Source organism: Paenibacillus sp. Y859, from assembly GCF_056786405.1.
Window position 1 is genome coordinate 53,840 of record NZ_JBXCIZ010000009.1, and the last position, 19,315, is coordinate 73,154.

Here is a 19,315-nt window from a genome sequence, read left to right on the forward strand (position 1 = left end):
TATAATTATTATAACATTTTATATAACAAATGATAACAGCACATAACTTTATAGTCAATAACTCTATCTTTTTTCCATTACATTCACAAAAAAAAGTCTCCTTTTTTTCAGGGAGACCATGGTAGATCCTCTAACGTTATTACTCTAGGATCATTATATACTTTATTGAGAAAATCCTTGCTGTTATGTTTACCATCCATTAGGAAATCACCGTTCCAAGTAATAAACAACCCCCAATTAGCTCCGTACTGTACCATGGCATCAGGATCAGGAATTGATCCATTTTCCATCATAGCAATATATTTCGTACCACCTGTTAGCTTGATAAGTTTGTCATAATAAGATGAAATGGCGCTATGATCACCTGCTACAGGATAACTATCATAACTAACAATATCAACGACATCATCACCAGGATACCAGCTCGGAGTTACTGAATTCCATACCCAGATAAGATTGTCCAGTTCATGTACATTGACAAGGCGATCATACATTATGCGATACAACTCAACAGCTGCTTCTGGGCCACTTGCTCCCCACCAGAACCAACCTCCATCAGCTTCATGCAATGGTCTAAATAGTATCGGTATATCATTAATTTTAAGAATTTTGATTTTCTCAGCGATAACATCCATATCTGATAGCAATAATTGGTACTGCTCGCTATTCTTATCTGCTAACGCATCTGTCAAATTGAAAGTAACAGCGTCAGTATAGAAACCTCTCCACCACTCTTTACCTGGTTCATTAATAAGACCTGTCGGTGCATTCCAATGCCATAAGAAGGAAACTATTCCCCCTTGCTTATGCCATGCAATAGCGGATTCAACCTCTGATGATCGTGAACCAAAAGCAGCTCTAGTAGGCGAATATTCAATAAAGTCAAAACCTACAATAGCAGGACGTTTACCAGTCATATTTTCTATATCAATAATATGAGTATAGTTTTGTTGTCCAGACAATACGAACTTGCCTGCTTGTTCATTCATGTATTCCATTAATTGTACAGCTTCTGGTGTAGCATTCGGATTACTTAATTGTTCGGTAAGAGGAGCTGCTGCTAAGTCTGCTATATCAATAGTTTGTAAAGCTACGTAATCAATATCAAAGTATCCCCAGCCTCTGCGTATCGTTATCGTATTATCGCCAGCTTTCAGAACTAGACGAGTAGCCTTTACTTCAGTAAACACCGCGCTCTCTTCAAAAATAACTTTACCGAACGGTTCATCATTCACATAAAGCTCAGACTCTTTATAACCACCCGAAGCACGGTATCCAATCGCTAATTGATACATTTGCTCTTGATCAACATGAATCGGTATGACGAGGTGATCATCCTCATCGGTAAATGATGTTACATAGCCATCACCCGAATAACCCGAAGCAGAAGTCATCAATTCAGTGCCACTTGTTTCACCTCTTTCCGCTTCAAAAATTAAGATTGATCCTACTTCCTTGATCTCTTTTGGTTGACGTTGCCCAGTTATAATAACAAGTATTAACGTCAAACATAATATCGCGATAAGAGCAATGCCTAGCTTCTTCACATTTTTCGGTTGAGTCATGTAATAATCCCTACTTTTCCTAATCGAAAATAAGTTTCTTGAGTTCTTTCTGTATCTCGGTGCTGCACGACTAACTCAAATCGATGTTCCCCTGGCTGAAGATCATCTCCACAATCAAAAAGTCTATACCATCCACTTGCGCCTACCCAATCTGGGCAATCACGATTCGACTCTAACCATGCACCACTATCTATTCGATAATGGAATTCTGCAGACTGATAACCAAAATCAAAAGCAAGCACTAGTCCTCTTCCTTCAAATACGAAGGTTAGAGTAGCACCTATCTCCGTAGTTTCTAGAATAGTATCAATCCATTCATAATCATGCCAGCGTTGTTCCACCCAACGTCCCTTGGTAACTATTTGTGAGAATGGTAATTCATGAACCCATTCCCAGCATAATGAATTCATTGGATCAATTAATCTATTATGTGGAATTTCATGATTAGTTAGCTTCGATATTTTGTCGCTAGCTTGAAGTTGCTCATGTAAATAAGAAATAACGCACTCTGCATACATACGACTACCTACTTTAGATGGATGAATTCCATCCGGTAGCCATTCTTCCATTGATAGTTTACCTGATCTAACTTGATCTAGTCCGTACTTCCCTACCCAAATGGATGGTAATTGATAATAATTCGCTAGCTGCTCAAACTCTTCAATTGATGGAGGATAGCTGTCGTTGTCCATATGCATGATCATCGAATCATCAAATGTATATACTAGAATCAGATCCCTAACATCCCCTTGTAGCAGTTTTCTAATGAGTCCTTCTCTGCTTCGATTACGTTTCACCGTCGATATTTCCTCATCATTGACAGCATATTCAATAAAGACTACATCACAGCCACGATCAATTAAATCGCGTTGAACTCTAAATACACTAAAATCACTACCTGTAGCACCTATTGCTGCATTCTCTATTCGAAATCTCACTTTAGGATACCGAGCAACTAACCATTGCACGACATATTCTGGCCAATTGGAGCGTGGTCTAGCATCTGTAATTGATCCACCTATAAATCCAAGAGTAACTGTGCCGACTGCAATACGATGTTGAAAAGCAGTCAGTGGTTCTCTCTCTATCCAATATGGAAATATCATCTCTATATCTCCTTCAACTTTTCATAAACAATTTACTTTACAAGGTTATAAAGTTAGGTAATAAATCTCGAGTCACTGTTCTAGGATCATTATAAAAATCAATCAGATCCTTACGCTCTGTATACTTTTCACTATAGCTAATTTGATCACCTTGCTGTTGATAGACAAATTCACCATACCATGTACAGTTCCATAGCCATAACGCATCGTCCTTGATCATTTCTGAAATTGAGGGGATGACGCCATTTTCCGAAAGTGTAATTAGTTTATTACTATTAGAATAAGAACGGGCTTGAAGAAAGCGATCTAACTGGGAGCTATAGTCATGTACAGGTGCATAGATATCTTCACCAATAATATCTACATACTCATCACCAGGATACCAATCGCCATGTTGACCATTCCATACCCAAATTAAATTATTCAATCCATAATAATCCGTTAATCGATGGTACATATATTTCCATAATTCAATACATGGCTCTGCTCCATGAGCTCCCCACCAAAACCACCCACCAACCGCCTCATGTAGTGGTCTCCACAATACAGGAACGCCCTCAGTTTGAAGTCGTAATAATTGCTGAGCTATCGCATCGATGTCTCTAACTAAGAGTTGGAATAATTCAGAATCTTTATCTGCCATTGCTTCGGAAAAATTAAAGGTCGTAGCCTCGGTATAAAATCCTCGATCCCAGCTCCGTTCAGGTGGAGAATCGATTAAGCCAACTGGAGCATTCCAATGCCAACAGAAAGTGACAATCCCTCCATCCCTCCACCACTGAATCGCAATATCGGTATCTTCACAGGTTGAGCCACGCTCAACCCGTGAAGGTGTGTAATTCATAAAATCAAATCCATACACCGCGGGATACTTACCAGTCGTTTCCCGAATAACTTCAATCTCAGGATGACCAATAACACCGATCTGCTGACCAGAAAGTATCTTTTCACCGTATACACTACAGAGATAATCCATTAACCTTCTTGCAGATGCAGAAGCCTTATCATTAATAAGCGTAGGCTGCACATTATAATACATTGATTTATTGTTAGTATCCATTACCATCACTCCTAAAACTTTTTATTTATCCAACAATACCGCTTCTTTCAATACTTTCAACGAAGTATCGTTGTACAACAAGATACAATACTAGTAATGGTAGAATCGCAAGTAATATCCCTGTATCTATAATCATTGCCACATGGTTCTGATCAGCTTTAAAACCTGAACTAGGCGAATACCCCATTAATTCGGGTATAAATTGATTGGCTTGAGACGGTAATGTCGCTACTTTCAAAGACATCAATTCCATGCCATTCATAAACAAAGTCGTATAGAATGTATCGTTGTACTGCCATACAAAGCAGAACAACACAACCGTAATAATTGGTGGAATAGCATTAGGTAGCATAATTCGGAAAAAGGTTTGTATTCCTCCTGCCCCATCAATAAGTGAAGCCTCCTCAATTTCCTTTGGCAAGCCTTTGAAAAATTGACGGAATATATAGATGAATAATCCTGCCTTCAAGCCAATTGCAGTAGCTGAAGTAATAACTGACGGCCAATAACTATTTAAGAGATTAACACCAGATTTTCCAGTTATCATTTCAAATATCCCAAAAACATCAAAATTTTTGAAATGCAAGTAATAAGGAAGCATCAGTGTTGTTGTCGGAACCAGTATCGTTATAATAACAAGCCCGAATAATATCCCATTGCCAGGAAAATTAAATCTTGCAAATCCATATCCTGCTAAAGCGCAACTAGCTACTGTACACAATGTTGTTACAATGACAAAGACTAATGTTTTCCCTAACATTGGGAAGTAATCAAGAATTCCCATCGCTAATACAATATTTTCCCAAGTGAAATTTACAGGTATCATATAAATGGTAGGATTATAAATATCCACTTTATCCTTAAAGGCAACAGCTATCTTTTGTATTATTGGATAGAGAATGATGAATGATATCCCAATAACAAGCAATGTACGAAATACTACATAAAGAAGATCAAATACTTTTTGTATTATCCGTTGATTACGATAATATCGTTGATCTGTAATTTTTTTACTCACTACGACCACGCCCCTTTCATCACTTTAACGTATAATTAGTTGTAATGTATTCGTTTGGCAAGTACTAGCCCGACAATAGCTAAAAATATAGTAACTACCAACGTATAGATCCAAGACATTGCTGCACTCAAACCGTAATTATGTGTCTCGAATGCGGTAGAATATATTAGATTCGTTATTGGACTACCACTGAATGAATCAATGATGGTATAGATGATATTCGTTAATATTAACGGACTCACCATCGGAAATGTAATCTTCCAAAACGATTCATACGAAGTAGCACCTTCAATCTTAGCTACCTCGTACATGGAGCTTGGAACAGATTGTAGTGCTGCTAGAAAGATTAAGATTTGAACGCCTGAGCTTGTAATAATGTTATATATTTGCAAAATTGCTGTAACTATATAATCTGCAAATGATAACGGTATTCCAATATCAAGTAGCATGTAGACGATTGATGATACATTATAGGACGATGTAGCTCCTTGCATTTCTTCAACATAAGTAGCACTACCTATTAAGCTAATTAAGCCACTTTGCTCTGCGGATGCAATCGCATTAGAAGCTAATATTACGGGTAGGAAAAAGATGGCGCGAGATAATGTCCGACCACGAAATTTCTGATTCAATAACGTCGCAGAGAACAAACTGAAGAATAAAATCATTGGAACAGATAATATCATTTCCCATACTGAACTTGTAATCAGTCGATTGAAAGTAGCATCTACAAATAATGCAGTTCGGAAATTTTCTAAGCCGACCGAAAGTAAGCTATAACCCTCCGATTGAATTTGCATCTTAGAAAAGCTAAATTTAATAGATTGGATTAGAGGAGACATATAGAACAATATTATGCCTATTAACCATGGTCCGATGAAGAAAAAGCCTAGCATCGAGCGCTTACGATGTAGAGACATTTTTTTCAATTTCATGGGTGATCTCCTCCTACACTGTAATTTCTTGGTGCGATTTGCACACCATTCACCGTCACTGCATGATCGTTATAGTTGACTATAATGACTTGATCATTATCATATTGGACTTCAACTACTCCTGGGTCATGAACAATTCGTTGACTCATTGTTGCATTACTTACCGTTGCTAACACATCATTAACTTCGCTATACATCGTTACAGCATCCTCCAGCCATATTTCATACTGCGTAGAGAAATACTCGTCGTAGCTAGTAAATTTCAATTTAGAGGAATCGTCATAGCTCCATATAAAATGTGGATATGCTCCTTGTTCAATAGCAACTAGCGTCTGATATTGTGCATCTTGCTCATCTAATAAGTTAACAGACTTACTTGTGTATGGAATGTATCCATGTAATACCATTTGATAGAATGGTACCGCTTCATCCGTAATATTAAAGTTGCTAGAGGATGATGGCATATCGATAATATGATCTGCGTATGCCCAAGCGTATGCATGAGCACCAACAACCAATGTTTCTTGCTGCTCAGATATGTGCTGAAGTGATTGCTTTACAACTTCTTTTGCTGTTTCACGATGAATAACTCTTGAGACTCGATAATCAGCACCAAGAACATTTCCTAGATCACGTAAAGAAACTCCCGTTACATTATACTGACTATAGCTATCAAGAAACTTATCCACGAAATAAGGTAATTTGGATGGTGATAGTAAATAATGACTGCCTAGCATAGGACTCATTGAATTAAACGAACGATTAATCGGATGTAGTTCTACAACTTCTCTCGTAACAAAGCGTGCAGCATCTGATGATGGTGTAAAGCTTAGATCATCTTCATACATCAATTGGAATGCGACATCTGGGAACAAATTACCACCATTTTGTTGTAATTGTGCAGCTAATTGTTGCATTTCGTCCTTGTTACCTAGCTGGGAAGCAATTTTTGTACGAGTTGGTGTTCCATGTCTGATGCCTTTGTCGAACCAGCCAACGTATCGCATGTTTACATTGTTAATTCCTTGACTACTTAATTGCTCGGCCATCGTGCCAGCTTCTTTGAAAGTAGTTAATGAATCGACGGCACGATAAGGCACACCAAGAAACGATTCACGTGTATCATATGATCCAATGATATCAAGGTAGAATGGAACATTTACTTCTGATGCCAGCTGCTGTAATACACCTGCCTCAATAAGATGTTCCCGATAACGTTCTGCCATGCCACTGTAATTCGCCTTCTCTCCACTTAAGAAGCTGTAGCGAACTTCAATATCACCGTTATAACGCTCTTCATTCAAGATTTGAATATCTTGATATACATTACCTGTATAAAGTTCAAGCCAATCTTCTCCGCGCAAGCTGAATGAAGCATACACGTTATTATAAGAGTTTTTCATTCCGCTAATGGAGCTAGTAATACTGCCTATAGCTTCACCATTCGTCATTTCTGCTATCCAACCTGCATCATTGCGTGCCAATCCAAACACAGGCATTCTAGCACTTTCACTAACCATACCGCGCAACCAACGACTATTATTCGGATCATTACCGTAAACACGTTGTACATATTGTTCTTCTTTCACTTTACCGTTGTTCAAGTAGATCAAACTTCCTGAACCATCTGGTACGAACATATACCCTTCGTCCTGCATACCTGCAGCACCAAAGAATGGCAATATATCAATACTACGGATTAGATAACCAGGAGACTCTTCAATCGTTGCTACAGGAACTTTGGCAACTAATTGATCCCCATCAAGTCGATATTCAAGAGAAATCGTAAACTTAGGCTTTTCTGCAGTAGGACCTGCTCCTGCACCATTCTCTGCCTCGTCGAACGCCAAATCCTCCTCGGTATAGCCGGACTCTTCAAATGCTTTGATCATTTTATTAAGTACAAGTTGCTTTTGCACTTGCGCATCTAATCGTTCCATTACACCCGACTTATCTTTCCTCTCTATATAACGTGCTTTTACGTAATTAACTGATCCCTCAGGCAAGTTAGCAAGAACTTTTGTTTCAAATCTTTCTTTACTAATATATTTGGGCAGTGCATCTATTCCTTTAGATACATCGCCTAATGTGTAAGTGATACGTACACCATCAGTAATCGACTCTACAATAAATTGCTCGCTTTCAATGCTTTTATCATAATTAGATGAAGTGTATAAATTCCCTACCATATCTCGATACTGCAAGATAAGTTGTGAAGATAATAATGCTTTTTCATAAGTCGAAGCTAGACTATCATTAGCTCGTTCCTGCGGATTACTATACCAAATCTCTCCTGTAGCAAGATTGACCACCGCAACTTCCGTTGACTTCTCATTGATGAATAACGCTAACTCACCATTGTCTACTACAAGCTTCATATCTTCTACCTTCGCAGAGCTTTTTGCATTAATTGAGCTTAGTTCTTGCCCATCTTCAAGTGTTTCACTAAGCGCCAATGCAGACAAATCTGTCGTAGGAGCTCCTTTATTAACTATTAATAGTGTGCCGATGATCAATCCTGTAAGAAGGAGAGCACCGAGCACCACATATAAAACTTTTCTATTTTTCATGGTTGCCTCCCCTTTTTACGTTCGGAACAACAATTCGCGGTATACGTTATAAATAAATTCATAGATTTGTTGAACCATACTTAATACAAGTGCGCCAAGGAAAACGATAATCCCCATCACAATGATCGTTAGTCCAATTGTGATAATCGTTTTCAATACAGTGTATTGATGTACTGTCATTATTCCAATAAAGAGCAGCCATAGGAACCACAAAGATGCAATCGAAATAAGTAAGTAGTAGAATACCGTCTCCTCTTCTGCCATAAACCGACTTATAAAGGTCATAGGAAGATAAACAAGAATAATTGGAGTTAACGAGTATCCTGTCGCCTTTACAATTTCTAAAAACTTCCCCTCACCGCCCATTAACGTTGTAATGGACCAGTTGGCAACACACCATAGTAAAAATGGTAAGATTACGGTAACAATATCCATAATACTATTGAGTGTACGAGGATCGGAATAGTTAACAAGAAAACCTGCATACTTCTTCTGTAGAATGAAAGCAAGAATTGTTAGACCGATAAGAGAATAAACAACTTTCAACTTACCTTTGTTTTCATACTTCATATCCCAGAAGCTATCGAACGGCTTAAAGATAACTTGTAGTGGGAAGTTGATGAAATCATGCTTCATAACGCTTGATCCCTCCCAACGGAATGACTGTTATTGGATAAAGCGTCTTTTCTACGCAACTTGCGCCATATAAACAAGCCAAATGCTGCAATGGCAATGATAAGAATCGTTGTCATCATTACACTAAAATGTTCTTTCAGTTCTTCACGACGATAACGTTTGAATGCAACAGAATATTGTTCACGCTCCATACCTTGCTTGAAGTAGAAAATTGCCTCCTCATTCTGCTTCGCCATAACTAATGAACGTCCAATTCCGATATATGCTACATCATAATTACTATTCAGTGTAAGTATCTCTTCCCAAAGCGGAACAGCTTCTTGGCTATATCCGTTATAATGCAAACGAGATGCCTCATTAACGAGATTTCCGAACTTTGTAGGTTTAAGAATTGTAATATTAGCTTTGGCCCGATCCAATATATATTGCTTCTCTCCATCAAATTCAACCGCGACAGGAGTTTTGAATGTTCCCATCTGATTGCCAAGTGCACCATAGATATAAAGTAAATTACCTCCTGCGTCATAAGTAAATACTTTACCTTGACGTCGGTCTAACGCACTATAAAGACCATCACCTAAATATTTTATATCTACAAAAACAGATGGCCCTACTGAAGATCGAAATAAAATATCTCCTCTTACATCGAAATAACCGAATCTTTTCAATACATCTTCTCCAGAAGGATTCAATCGTTTAATCGGTGTTTGTGTGTTCAAGTCAATATTAGTCGCATAAACAAACCCCTTATGATCGACATCAAGATTAGAAAATTCAGTAGGTATAAATAACACCATCTGACTGCGTTGTTCCTTCGTAGAAAGTGATCTCCATAAAATTTCGTAATAATCACGCTGAACTTCATTTTTTCCGATATACCCTAAAAATGATCCATCAATATCGAATTGCATAATTCCTTCAAACACACCATTCGCTACGACATACATACGTTTTGCTTCGTCTACAGCTATTTTTTGTGGAACGAATTTGAACCCAGCAGCAATAATATCTGATTGCGGATTTTCAATAACAAGTCTCATATTATACTGGTCATCGAACGCAATAACTTGACCTAATACGGAATCTGTCACGTACAGTAAATTATCGGTATCTACATATAAACCTGTTGGATTTTGAAAATTCGTCTTCATTCCCGCCAAAGTTGTATACCCTTCAATGATCTGCTCAACTTGCCATTGTTCATTAATAACAACAATTCGCTTATTTCCTGTATCCGCAATATAAATTGTACCGTCACGACCTATTGCCATATCATTAGGCTCTAATAATGTGCCTATCCCTAAATCCATCCCATATATCGTTTTCTCAGGTATATAAGCTGCTGGAGAAGCAACGGACTCTTTCCAATAGTTATAGTTATAAGCTTCATAGGGTGTACTTGCCTTCGCCACATCGATTAAGCTACTCGAGAAGAGAAGGGAAGCCATTACGACAGCTGATATCCATATCTTAGTGAACATAATTTCCCTCCTATTCTTTCATACCAGATGATGCCATCGTCTCAATGATTTTACTTTGTGAAAATATGAATAATGTGATCGGTACGCTCATAAGAATTAGCGCTACTGCCGCTGCCGCACCTGCCCTAGCTATTCCACCATATATAATTTGATTCGCTGCAAAATGTAGACTTTTTAGTTGTTCACTATAAATAAATCCATTTCCATCACTACCCCATAAAATTTGGAATTGTAAGATGATTAACGTTAACCACGCAGGCTTAACATTTGGCATAACAATTGTCCAAAAAATACGATATTCGCTTGCTCCATCAATTTTGGCAGCTTCCAGTAGTGCGTCTGGCATCTGCTCCATAAATTGCTTCATTAGATATAGGCCAAGCGAATATGCGAATGCGGGAATGATAACAGCCCAGTATGAATCAATAAGTCCTAGCCAGCTCATTACCATATAATTCGGAATGGCTGTAACTGCTGGTGTAAACATTAGAGATAATACAACAATTTGGAACATGACTTTTTTGCCTGGGAAGCGATGCTTTGCGAGCGGGTATGCTGCCGCCGAAGCAAATATAACATGACCGACAACACCCGTTAATGTAATGAATACCGTATTAAAGATGTAACGACTGAACGGTACCCAAGATTCTCCTAATAAATTAAGTAAATCGCTAAAGTTGTTAAAGGTCGGATTACGTACGAACAACGTCGGTGGGAACAAAAATATTTCATCTAATGGCTTAAATGCATTATTAACCGCATACACCAAAGGTAAAATCATAAATGCACCAAATAAAGCTAGTATTGTAAATAAACTAAAGCTCCCCCAGAACGAGCGATTCACCCTTTTTGTGCGTAATTTGAAAGAGAAGGGCATGCTCATTCACCTACCTTACGTAATAATTTTTGTACGATGAGGTTTGTACCTAGCATAATAATAAATAGTACGGTAGCAATTGAGGAAGCATAACCCATCTCAAATCGCGTTGTACCATAATCAATTAAATGGGTAACGATCGTTTCAGCGGCATAGTTCACACTCGGAAACCCTGCTAATGCGATCGAAACCTCGGCGACGGCCAGTGAGGTCGTTAACTGGATAACCGCACCAAACATTAATTGTGGACGCATTGAAGGCAAAGTAATATACCATAATTCTTGCCAACGATTACGAATCCCATCAACTGCACCTGCCTCATAAAGCGTACGATCTACCGTTTGCAGACCAGCAATAAATGCTAGGAAACCCGTTCCCAGAGATAACCATAATTGAACGATAATAATAATTGCTAGAATGTATTGTTCTTCCTTCAGCCATTGAATGGGCTCCATCAGTATGCCTAATTTAATAAGAAAACCATTAGCAATACCGTAGCGATCACCTGAGAAGATCATTAGCCAGATGAAAAACACATTACCTGAAATTGAAGGCGCATAGAATACTAGCGTCATAAAAGCTCTTAGCTTAGGAGATAACTCATTAATAATCCAAGCAAATACAAAGCACGCAATATAACTTATCGGACCTGTAATCACTGCAAATAGAATGGTATTTTTGATCGCAACTAAGAAAATATCATCCTCTAAAAATAGTCTGGAATAATTATGCCAGCCAATAAATTTAGGGAATTCTAGCATATTGAAATACGTAAAGCTTAGGAACATCGAGATCATAACAGGTAAGATTGTAAATACTGCAAATAAAATCATATACGGCGCTAATAGGATATAGGATTGTTTGTTCTGTTTCATCACTTCCCATTTCGTGCTCCACCAGTTGGACATGCTGTTCTTCCCTCCTTATTGTGGCAATCCAAACTCTTCTCGTTTGTTGTCGATCTCATCTTGAATATATTCGGTATAATCCATTAAAGCTTCCCTAGCTTCTACTTCACCAATAACCGATTTGTAGAATGCATTGAATAGATGACGACCGGTGAAATAACCACCTGGTACTTCAGGAATACCAACCACGTATTGGAATTGCTCTTTCAATTGCTTGTAATCTTCAACCGGCCACGGTAAACTATCAAGTGCATTAATGTTAGCCGTTGGATAACGAGCTGCTGCACCCATTAATCCTTCCATCTCACGACCGAATTTCGCTTGCGTATCGTCGCTAGTCCACCATTTCATAAATTGCCATGCGGCATCTTTGTCGTCAGCTTTTTCAAGCATCATAACAGAAGAACCACCACTCGGTACCTGACGATTAATTGAACCATCCTCTTGCACTGTACCTGGCATTGGTGCAAATCCCCATAATCCACGAATTTCTGGTGCAAACACAGTGAGCTGATTATAAAGCGTATAATCTGCAATTCCGATTGGCATTTGCCCTGTACGGAAACGATTTGCAAAGTCATATTCACGTTCTAATTTATAATCGGTATAGTACTCCGTCCAAGTCTTGAATGTCTCAATGGCTAGACGTGAATCAAGATCCGATTGTTTTCCATCATTGCGATAAAACTGACCACCATTTTGGAATAATAACGTTGCAAAGAGCGAGTTAGGCGGAATGTTCTGACCTTGAATAGCCGCTTGTTGCACTTGTGGCATGCCAAATTCCATATGGTTTTTACTTAATATCGCTAGCAATGCTGACACTTCATCCCATGTCGTGGGAACTTCTAATCCAAGCTCCTCCAGCACATCTTTACGATAGAACAGCATATTGAATGTTTGCTGTTCAGGTAAAGCATACACACCATCAGAGTATTGATAAGGGGCAATTGCGCTTGAGCGGAAGCGTGTCTCCACTGCTGCAAAGTCTTCAAATTGTGTAAGATCAACTGAAGAATTACGCATCGCAAAGTTTACCGGTATATCATTATCTATTTGCATCGCCACATCTGGTCCTTGCCCTGCTAACGTTGCAGGTAATAACGTATGCATTTGAACAAGCTTCAAGTTGACATTAATCCCCGTCTCTGCTGTAAATGTCTCATCGATCATTGCTTTCATCGTATTGGCCTGGTCACGACCGCTACCAATCCATACTGTAATTGTCCGTTGATCTGTAGTATCAGATACGTTACCGATGCTGTTGTAATCAATAAAGAAAGAATTCACAAATGTCTTCACTTCATGCGTTGCTTTTGCCATCAAACCTAACCCATTGATTTTTAACTTCTCATCTGGAGAAGTTAGTAGAATCGCATCGATCTCGAGTGGATGTTCTCTAGCTTGCTGCACCCATGTGCCAAGACCACCTGTATTCGTCTTATATTCGTTTAATTTACGATGAATATTTTCAGGTTTTTTGATCATTTCATCGAGCTGGACAGTCATTGTTTTCAATAATGCTTCTTGATCGCTTGAACCATCAGCTAATGACTTCAATTGTGCTGCTACAGCTGTTAGACGGTCTCGTTCATTCGTTAAATTCTCAATTAAATTAGGAATTTTACTTGTAAGCTGATAATCACGATATTCATCAGGCTTCGTACCTGTAATCATGAGAATACTGCGATACGTCGAGTTCAACTCGTATAAGGAATCTTCAACTTCAGCAATTAATTCGGCAAATGGCCCGAGTGTAACTTCCATTCGAATCGTATGTTTACCTTCGGTGAAGTGATATAAGTACGAATTGTCATCTACTCCAAGTGTCTCAAGACGATAACCACTCTTGTATTTGAAGCCGACTGCATTCATTTCTTGGAATGGAACTTGACCATCAATATAAAGTTTTCTAGTAGAATAAATTCCTCTAACCCAGTTCTGCTGAGTTACAAATGATAGATTGTACAAGCCATCAGTAGGAACATCTACTTCCCATTCCACCCATTGTCCTGGCATGCGCCAGTTAAATCCGCCAATTGTATTTATTTTTATTAGTGAAGCGCTATATGGTGATACCGCTGCACTAGTACGTTCACTAACGGGATAGAGTGTAGGAGAAGATTTTACAAGAGCAGATTCACCTTCGAGTCGAATCTGTATTCCTGTTGTCTCTTTTATTCCTGCTTGCTCATATTGTTGCAATAACGATTCATAGGTTGGAACAGCTTGTTGCTGCTTCAAGCGTAATTCTTTCAGTACCATAGGCTCGCGAGAGGCTTGGAACGAAAGGCTATGTGTACCTTTACTAAAGTGAAATTGGAATGGCTCTGTTATGTAGCCATTAGAATCTTGAACGAGCTTCGTTGTCCATCGCGGAGCTTCGACTTGTCTTGGACGTAATTCATTCCCTTGATTATCCACTTTAACTTCTGATAATTCGTTATTCCATAATCGATCGAATTGGATAAATTGTGCTTCTTCAAATGGAACTTCTCCATCAATTGCAATTATTCTTTCGATGGATGAACTTTTCCCCTCAACGGGGTAGTACAATACTTCTAATTGATATAATCCTGCTTGCTCTACCTCAAAATCCCATTGGACGGTTCCTGTCTCACCTGTATACAATGCTGAACCTTCCATTCCCTCAACCTGTAATAATTCAAACTCAGTACCTGTCACTTGAGCATACTCTGTTGCGTCAATAACGATTATTGTGTCAGGTTTGGAAGCGGATTCATGATGAGATAAGTATGATACATAGCTATTCTCTCCACTTTCAGATGTCGCCAAAAAATTAGTAGTAGTCGGTATGACTTGATTGTCTTTGTTTGAAAATGTATTCATAATAAGGATGATTGTCGTTATTATGAGCAAGCATGCCCCTAATATAACGATCGCTGTAGCCTTATTTGGCATCCTATGCTGACGGCTCACCCAGTTTCCTCCTCACTTCAGCTATTGCTATGTACAATTATTGTTATAAGAAAAGGGAAGGCTTAATACACTTCCCTTTTCTTTATTAGTTCATTTAATTAATTACCAAGTTCTTGCACTGCAGCTTCTGCTGGTCCTTTATGAGTCTCCGCAGCGGCAGAAGCACTAACTTTATTAACAACAACATCATTAACAAATGCCCAAGTAGGGAATTCAGGGAAAGCGTCATCAAGAGTGATTAAGCCAGTGCCAGCGATATGATTTCGTAGCATATCAACATCATCTTCGAAGCCATACATACTCTCTAAATAATCTTGACCTAAATAATCTTCAAGCATTGGAATATCAAATGTTTCTTCATAGATTTGGTATACTAGATCCGCATCTTTTACACCTTTACCAATGAACTTCGCAGCAGCTGCTGTATTGGCATATGTGTATTCTGTTGTTTGGCTAGGACCTTTAGGAATTGGCACAATACCAAAATCGAAAGTCAATCCACCAAGATTCCATTCAGCTACCGTAAACATGGCTACATCGCCGTCTTTGAAAGTGTTAGATTCATTCCAATCCATTGGATCACCAGTATTAACTTTTACAACTTTATCTACATTATATAGTTGGTTCAAGAACTCGCCTGTCTCAATAGAACCTGCACTAGACAGCCCTTCAACTAAATTTTCCTCATCAGCAATACGTACACCGTTAGATACGGCGAAATGTTTATACACATCTAGACTCCATCCAGCGAATCCATATACATCATTTTTACCGTCATTGTTCGTATCTTTTGTTGCTAGCTTAGCAATCTCTAGGAATTTATCCCATGTCCACTCACCATTTGCATACAACTCTTTCGGGTCTGGAAGACCGAGTTGCTCGAATATAGCACGATTATAGTGCATACCCGCACCAAGTGATGTTGGATTTTCGAATCCATAGTAATCACCAGCGATTGGTGAATACTTCGTTAACAAGTTACCTTCGTTATTAATGTTGCTTGCTGAATCAGTAAATTCACTAATAGGTTGAATTAGTCCTTGCTTAATAAGTGGTAATGCTGCTTTATACTCCAGTTGTACGATATCAGCGAATGGTTCGCCGCTAAGTACACTATTCGTAAAGTTTGCAACCATTTCTTCAAATGGAACGTTCACGAATTCGATCTTCACCTTATATTTTTCCTCTACTGCTTTAATCTTTTCTAGTCTGTTAATATCTGATTGTGTTTCACCTAGTGGAGTTAGATCCCACCAAGCAGCAATTTTAATAACACGTCCACCAAGATCGTATGTTTCTTCTGGCTCGGGTGTTGGAGTTGGTGTTGCTTCTTCGACTGGAGGAGCTGTTGGAGTTGGAGTAGCATTAGTCGGACTTTCACCTCCGCTACAAGCTGCAAGTACCATTACTAGACAAAGAACTAGAAATGAAAACCCTTTCAATTTACGCATTGTCAAACCTCCCATTTTTATTATGTTTAGGCCACACCAACAAAACTGGACAAATGATGTAAATGAATATGTTCGCTCTCACATAACGATTTTTATTTTGTTATGTATTTGTTATTTTGTTAGCAGTTCTTTACATAACAAATACTAGCATGATCCTGAGAGTTTGGTCAATACAATATTTTTTTTCATAACAATCATTATATTTCATAATAATTTACATTTTTCATGCATTTTCATTGCAAAACGATAGCTGCCATGCTATGTTTGAAATAACAAAAATAACAAAAAAGCGAAGTGATTCATTGCATGAGAAAAAAAATAACGATACAAGATATAGCGAATGAAGTTGGCATGTCCAAATATGCAGTTTCTCGAGCTTTATCTGGAAAATCCGGTGTTAGTACTGAAACAAGACAATATATTGTTCAAACTGCCGAACAATTAGGTCATTTTAAAGAAAAGCCTTTTACGAAATTTTATGCTCCCACTATTGAAATTCCATCTGAATCCTGGACTGGCACCATTCTTGTTCTATTTCCTAACATTCCATATCAAGATTCAGAATCTTTATATTGGGGACCTCTTTTCAATGGCATCTCTACTCGCTTGAATCAAAAAGGAGTAAACATTCTTACATTGACTGAACCTCCTAATGATTCTATTTTCTCGCTATTGAATCCGGATGCAATTAAGGGCGTTATTACACTTGGTTCAATTGCTACTTCTATATTGCTAGAAATACAGAGCCTCAATATACCGATGATCATGGTTGATCACCTTGATTCGAATTTACAGTGCGATACCATTTTTTCAGATAATACGATAGCTGTTCAACAAATTATGAAACAACTGATAAGTGATGGATACCGTAAGTATCAATTTATTGGAAAGATTCACGATGCACAAAGCTTCAATGATCGTTGGTTAGCTTATCGTACTGCTTTAGAAGAGCACAATATCGAGCTGAATCAGAATCCAATACTAATCTCGCCCACTTTAGAGCATATACAAGACGTAGTTAAGGAAGCTGTTCAACAGGATGGGGTTCCTGAAGTGTTCGTATGCGCAAACGATACTACCGCAATGTTCGCTATTGAGGCACTAAATAGCATTGGCATACAAGTGCCTCGTGATTGTATCCTTACAGGCTTTGACTATACCTATCCTGAATTACCTTTATATGCAACGGCTAATGTGAATAAAGAAATTGTAGGTAGTCGTGCCGTAGATCAATTGTTCTGGCGGATCATGAACCCGAATCAACCCTATGAACGTAAACTACTTAATGCGGAACTAATCTTGAAAAGACAATACAGTAAAGCATTACAAAAAAATAATCAACAAAAAGAGGAAGTAGAGGGCCACTAAGGGCATCTCTACTTCCTCTTTCAATATAAGGGTTTTACATGGTGTTCGGCATGAAATCCAAAATACCGGAACTTGCCCGTACCCCATTTACTTCCATCAATAATTTTATTATCTTTATGTATAATCTGAACTATCCCTATGCTTTACAGGTGAGTTTCATCTCGCTGTTGATTATCATTGCTTCTATTGTTTTCTTCATATACAACTTGCGCATTTCGAAGTTTGCTCATTTTTGGCACAGCAAAAATAGACGAATATTAAACTAGTTATTATTAACTAAACTCAACGATTTTAACATTGCAATAAATTGATTTTTAGACTCAGGTCTCTTATCATTTTTTGTGAAATTTAAAATATATATGACCCTTCCTTCCAAAGGTATTGATGCATAATAAGTATCATGTGTTCCTGTAATACCTGAAGCTGCAGAACCATTATCGGAATCTAATGTTATTAATCTAGATCTACCCAATGGTATATTCAAATACTCATCATTAGTTACGCTACTATGATTGGGCATTTGTTTAAGTATATTAAAGTTATCTATATAGTTAATTGCTCCAACGGTTCCGAGATTCTCTCCAGTGTCATCAATTCTAAAATCTATCGATCCACTGTCTCTCGGATCGGTTAATGTCTTCGAAGCTATAAGATTCCCTTCTTCACTAAAACCCTCGATATCAAAAGGAACTGAAGTTGACGATGGCAGAAACACGAACCATATCATTTTTCCTGGGTCCACTTCAATCAATTTAGCGATATATTCGCCATTTCCCTTAGTATCAACGGTTACGCTCTTAATCAATGGGTCTAGAACATCTCCAAAAACCATGGGAAAGGGAGTCGTGATATTATCCATTTTAGGCATACTCATATAATTTAATGCAGACTGAGTTTGGATAGCATTACCGACTGAGAAACCACCACCCCAAACCCATTTCCAACCGATCCATGTTTTTCGTGCATACTCTACCTGAAGATTACTTGAATCTTCTTGATTAAATCGTTTCACAAATAAAAGCATGCCCCCTTCTACAGGTTCTCTGTGAATGAATTGCATCGATGGAATGCCTCTAAAATTTTGAATAGCATCTTCTGGTGTCTTACCGAGTGGAATGTGAATTGTACTGTTCAGCTCCATCGCATGAGACATGCGGCGATCTGCTAAACCACCAGGTCTATCGTTAACGAATACAAGTGCACAGAATATAATAATTGAAGACAAAATCAGTGTGGTAGTAATCCAAAGTACTCGTTTGTACTTGATTTGTATTTGCATGCCCTACCTCCATTACAACTTATTTAATATAGAAACCTAATAATAAATATACAATCCACTCAGTTATCATTTTCCGAAAGAAGACTTCCACCTCAATGAATGTGAAGGGCGAAGTTCAATG

14 protein-coding genes are annotated in these 19,315 nt (G+C 38.2%); 1 reads left to right on the plus strand and 13 read right to left on the minus strand.

The window, feature by feature from the left end:
- Positions 1–107: 107 nt before the first annotated feature.
- The 12 genes from AC1TO8_RS17300 to AC1TO8_RS17355 form a co-directional block, all read right to left on the minus strand.
- On the minus strand, positions 108–1,565 hold the full coding sequence (locus tag AC1TO8_RS17300; RefSeq protein ID WP_482056873.1) for a glycosyl hydrolase: 1,458 nt from the start codon (positions 1,563–1,565) through the stop codon (positions 108–110).
- On the minus strand, positions 1,562–2,671 hold the full coding sequence (locus AC1TO8_RS17305) for an SGNH/GDSL hydrolase family protein (protein WP_482056874.1): 1,110 nt from the start codon (positions 2,669–2,671) through the stop codon (positions 1,562–1,564). Before AC1TO8_RS17305 ends, AC1TO8_RS17300 begins: the two co-directional genes overlap by 4 nt.
- A 37-nt stretch (positions 2,672–2,708) precedes the next feature.
- Positions 2,709–3,731 (minus strand): glycosyl hydrolase, encoded by a 1,023-nt coding sequence (locus tag AC1TO8_RS17310; protein WP_482056875.1) that lies wholly within the window; start codon positions 3,729–3,731, stop codon positions 2,709–2,711.
- Between the two features lie 25 nt (positions 3,732–3,756).
- Positions 3,757–4,704, minus strand: coding sequence for a carbohydrate ABC transporter permease (locus AC1TO8_RS17315; RefSeq protein ID WP_482056953.1), 948 nt, complete (start codon positions 4,702–4,704; stop codon positions 3,757–3,759).
- An 80-nt stretch (positions 4,705–4,784) separates the two neighbouring features.
- Positions 4,785–5,684, minus strand: a complete 900-nt coding sequence (locus AC1TO8_RS17320) for a carbohydrate ABC transporter permease (RefSeq protein WP_482056876.1) — start codon at positions 5,682–5,684, stop codon at positions 4,785–4,787.
- On the minus strand, positions 5,681–8,254 hold the full coding sequence (locus tag AC1TO8_RS17325; RefSeq protein WP_482056877.1) for a DUF5696 domain-containing protein: 2,574 nt from the start codon (positions 8,252–8,254) through the stop codon (positions 5,681–5,683). Before AC1TO8_RS17325 ends, AC1TO8_RS17320 begins: the two co-directional genes overlap by 4 nt.
- Before the next feature lie 15 nt (positions 8,255–8,269).
- A complete protein-coding gene (locus AC1TO8_RS17330; RefSeq protein WP_482056878.1) occupies positions 8,270–8,890 on the minus strand; it encodes a Yip1 family protein in 621 nt (206 codons plus the stop codon).
- Entirely contained in the window at positions 8,887–10,371 is a 1,485-nt protein-coding gene (locus AC1TO8_RS17335; RefSeq protein WP_482056879.1) for a gluconolactonase, read from the minus strand. The genes AC1TO8_RS17330 and AC1TO8_RS17335 overlap by 4 nt, the downstream gene beginning before the upstream one ends.
- 10 nt (positions 10,372–10,381) lie before the next feature.
- A complete protein-coding gene (locus AC1TO8_RS17340; protein ID WP_482056880.1) occupies positions 10,382–11,248 on the minus strand; it encodes a carbohydrate ABC transporter permease in 867 nt (288 codons plus the stop codon).
- A gap of 2 nt (positions 11,249–11,250) precedes the next feature.
- Positions 11,251–12,156 (minus strand): carbohydrate ABC transporter permease, encoded by a 906-nt coding sequence (locus tag AC1TO8_RS17345; protein ID WP_482056881.1) that lies wholly within the window; start codon positions 12,154–12,156, stop codon positions 11,251–11,253.
- Positions 12,157–12,171: 15 nt separating this feature from the next.
- Complete coding sequence (locus AC1TO8_RS17350; RefSeq protein ID WP_482056954.1) at positions 12,172–15,078, minus strand: extracellular solute-binding protein; 2,907 nt, start codon at positions 15,076–15,078, stop codon at positions 12,172–12,174.
- 116 nt (positions 15,079–15,194) lie between these two features.
- Complete coding sequence (locus AC1TO8_RS17355; RefSeq protein ID WP_482056882.1) at positions 15,195–16,547, minus strand: ABC transporter substrate-binding protein; 1,353 nt, start codon at positions 16,545–16,547, stop codon at positions 15,195–15,197.
- Positions 16,548–16,853: 306 nt separating this feature from the next.
- Here AC1TO8_RS17355 and AC1TO8_RS17360 point away from each other — a divergent pair, with 306 nt between their 5' ends.
- Entirely contained in the window at positions 16,854–17,915 is a 1,062-nt protein-coding gene (locus tag AC1TO8_RS17360) for a LacI family DNA-binding transcriptional regulator (protein WP_482056883.1), read from the plus strand.
- Between the two features lie 262 nt (positions 17,916–18,177).
- Here the strand turns inward: AC1TO8_RS17360 and AC1TO8_RS17365 are convergent, their stop codons facing one another.
- Positions 18,178–19,194: a hypothetical protein gene (locus AC1TO8_RS17365; protein WP_482056884.1), complete on the minus strand. Its 1,017-nt coding sequence runs from the start codon at positions 19,192–19,194 to the stop codon at positions 18,178–18,180.
- Positions 19,195–19,315: the final 121 nt, after the last annotated feature.

What these genes read in the sequence shown, in the direction of transcription:
- AC1TO8_RS17365 (WP_482056884.1), bottom strand. Translation starts at nt 19,194, where the DNA reads ATGCAAATACAAATCAAGTACAAACGAGTACTTTGGATTACTACCACA.
- AC1TO8_RS17345 (WP_482056881.1), bottom strand. Translation starts at nt 12,156, where the DNA reads ATGTCCAACTGGTGGAGCACGAAATGGGAAGTGATGAAACAGAACAAA.
- AC1TO8_RS17300 (WP_482056873.1), bottom strand. Translation starts at nt 1,565, where the DNA reads ATGACTCAACCGAAAAATGTGAAGAAGCTAGGCATTGCTCTTATCGCG.
- AC1TO8_RS17335 (WP_482056879.1), bottom strand. Translation starts at nt 10,371, where the DNA reads ATGTTCACTAAGATATGGATATCAGCTGTCGTAATGGCTTCCCTTCTC.
- AC1TO8_RS17350 (WP_482056954.1), bottom strand. Translation starts at nt 15,078, where the DNA reads ATGCCAAATAAGGCTACAGCGATCGTTATATTAGGGGCATGCTTGCTC.
- AC1TO8_RS17320 (WP_482056876.1), bottom strand. Translation starts at nt 5,684, where the DNA reads ATGAAATTGAAAAAAATGTCTCTACATCGTAAGCGCTCGATGCTAGGC.
- AC1TO8_RS17355 (WP_482056882.1), bottom strand. Translation starts at nt 16,547, where the DNA reads ATGCGTAAATTGAAAGGGTTTTCATTTCTAGTTCTTTGTCTAGTAATG.
- AC1TO8_RS17305 (WP_482056874.1), bottom strand. Translation starts at nt 2,671, where the DNA reads ATGATATTTCCATATTGGATAGAGAGAGAACCACTGACTGCTTTTCAA.
- AC1TO8_RS17325 (WP_482056877.1), bottom strand. Translation starts at nt 8,254, where the DNA reads ATGAAAAATAGAAAAGTTTTATATGTGGTGCTCGGTGCTCTCCTTCTT.
- AC1TO8_RS17310 (WP_482056875.1), bottom strand. Translation starts at nt 3,731, where the DNA reads ATGGATACTAACAATAAATCAATGTATTATAATGTGCAGCCTACGCTT.
- AC1TO8_RS17340 (WP_482056880.1), bottom strand. Translation starts at nt 11,248, where the DNA reads ATGCCCTTCTCTTTCAAATTACGCACAAAAAGGGTGAATCGCTCGTTC.
- AC1TO8_RS17330 (WP_482056878.1), bottom strand. Translation starts at nt 8,890, where the DNA reads ATGAAGCATGATTTCATCAACTTCCCACTACAAGTTATCTTTAAGCCG.
- AC1TO8_RS17360 (WP_482056883.1), top strand. Translation starts at nt 16,854, where the DNA reads ATGAGAAAAAAAATAACGATACAAGATATAGCGAATGAAGTTGGCATG.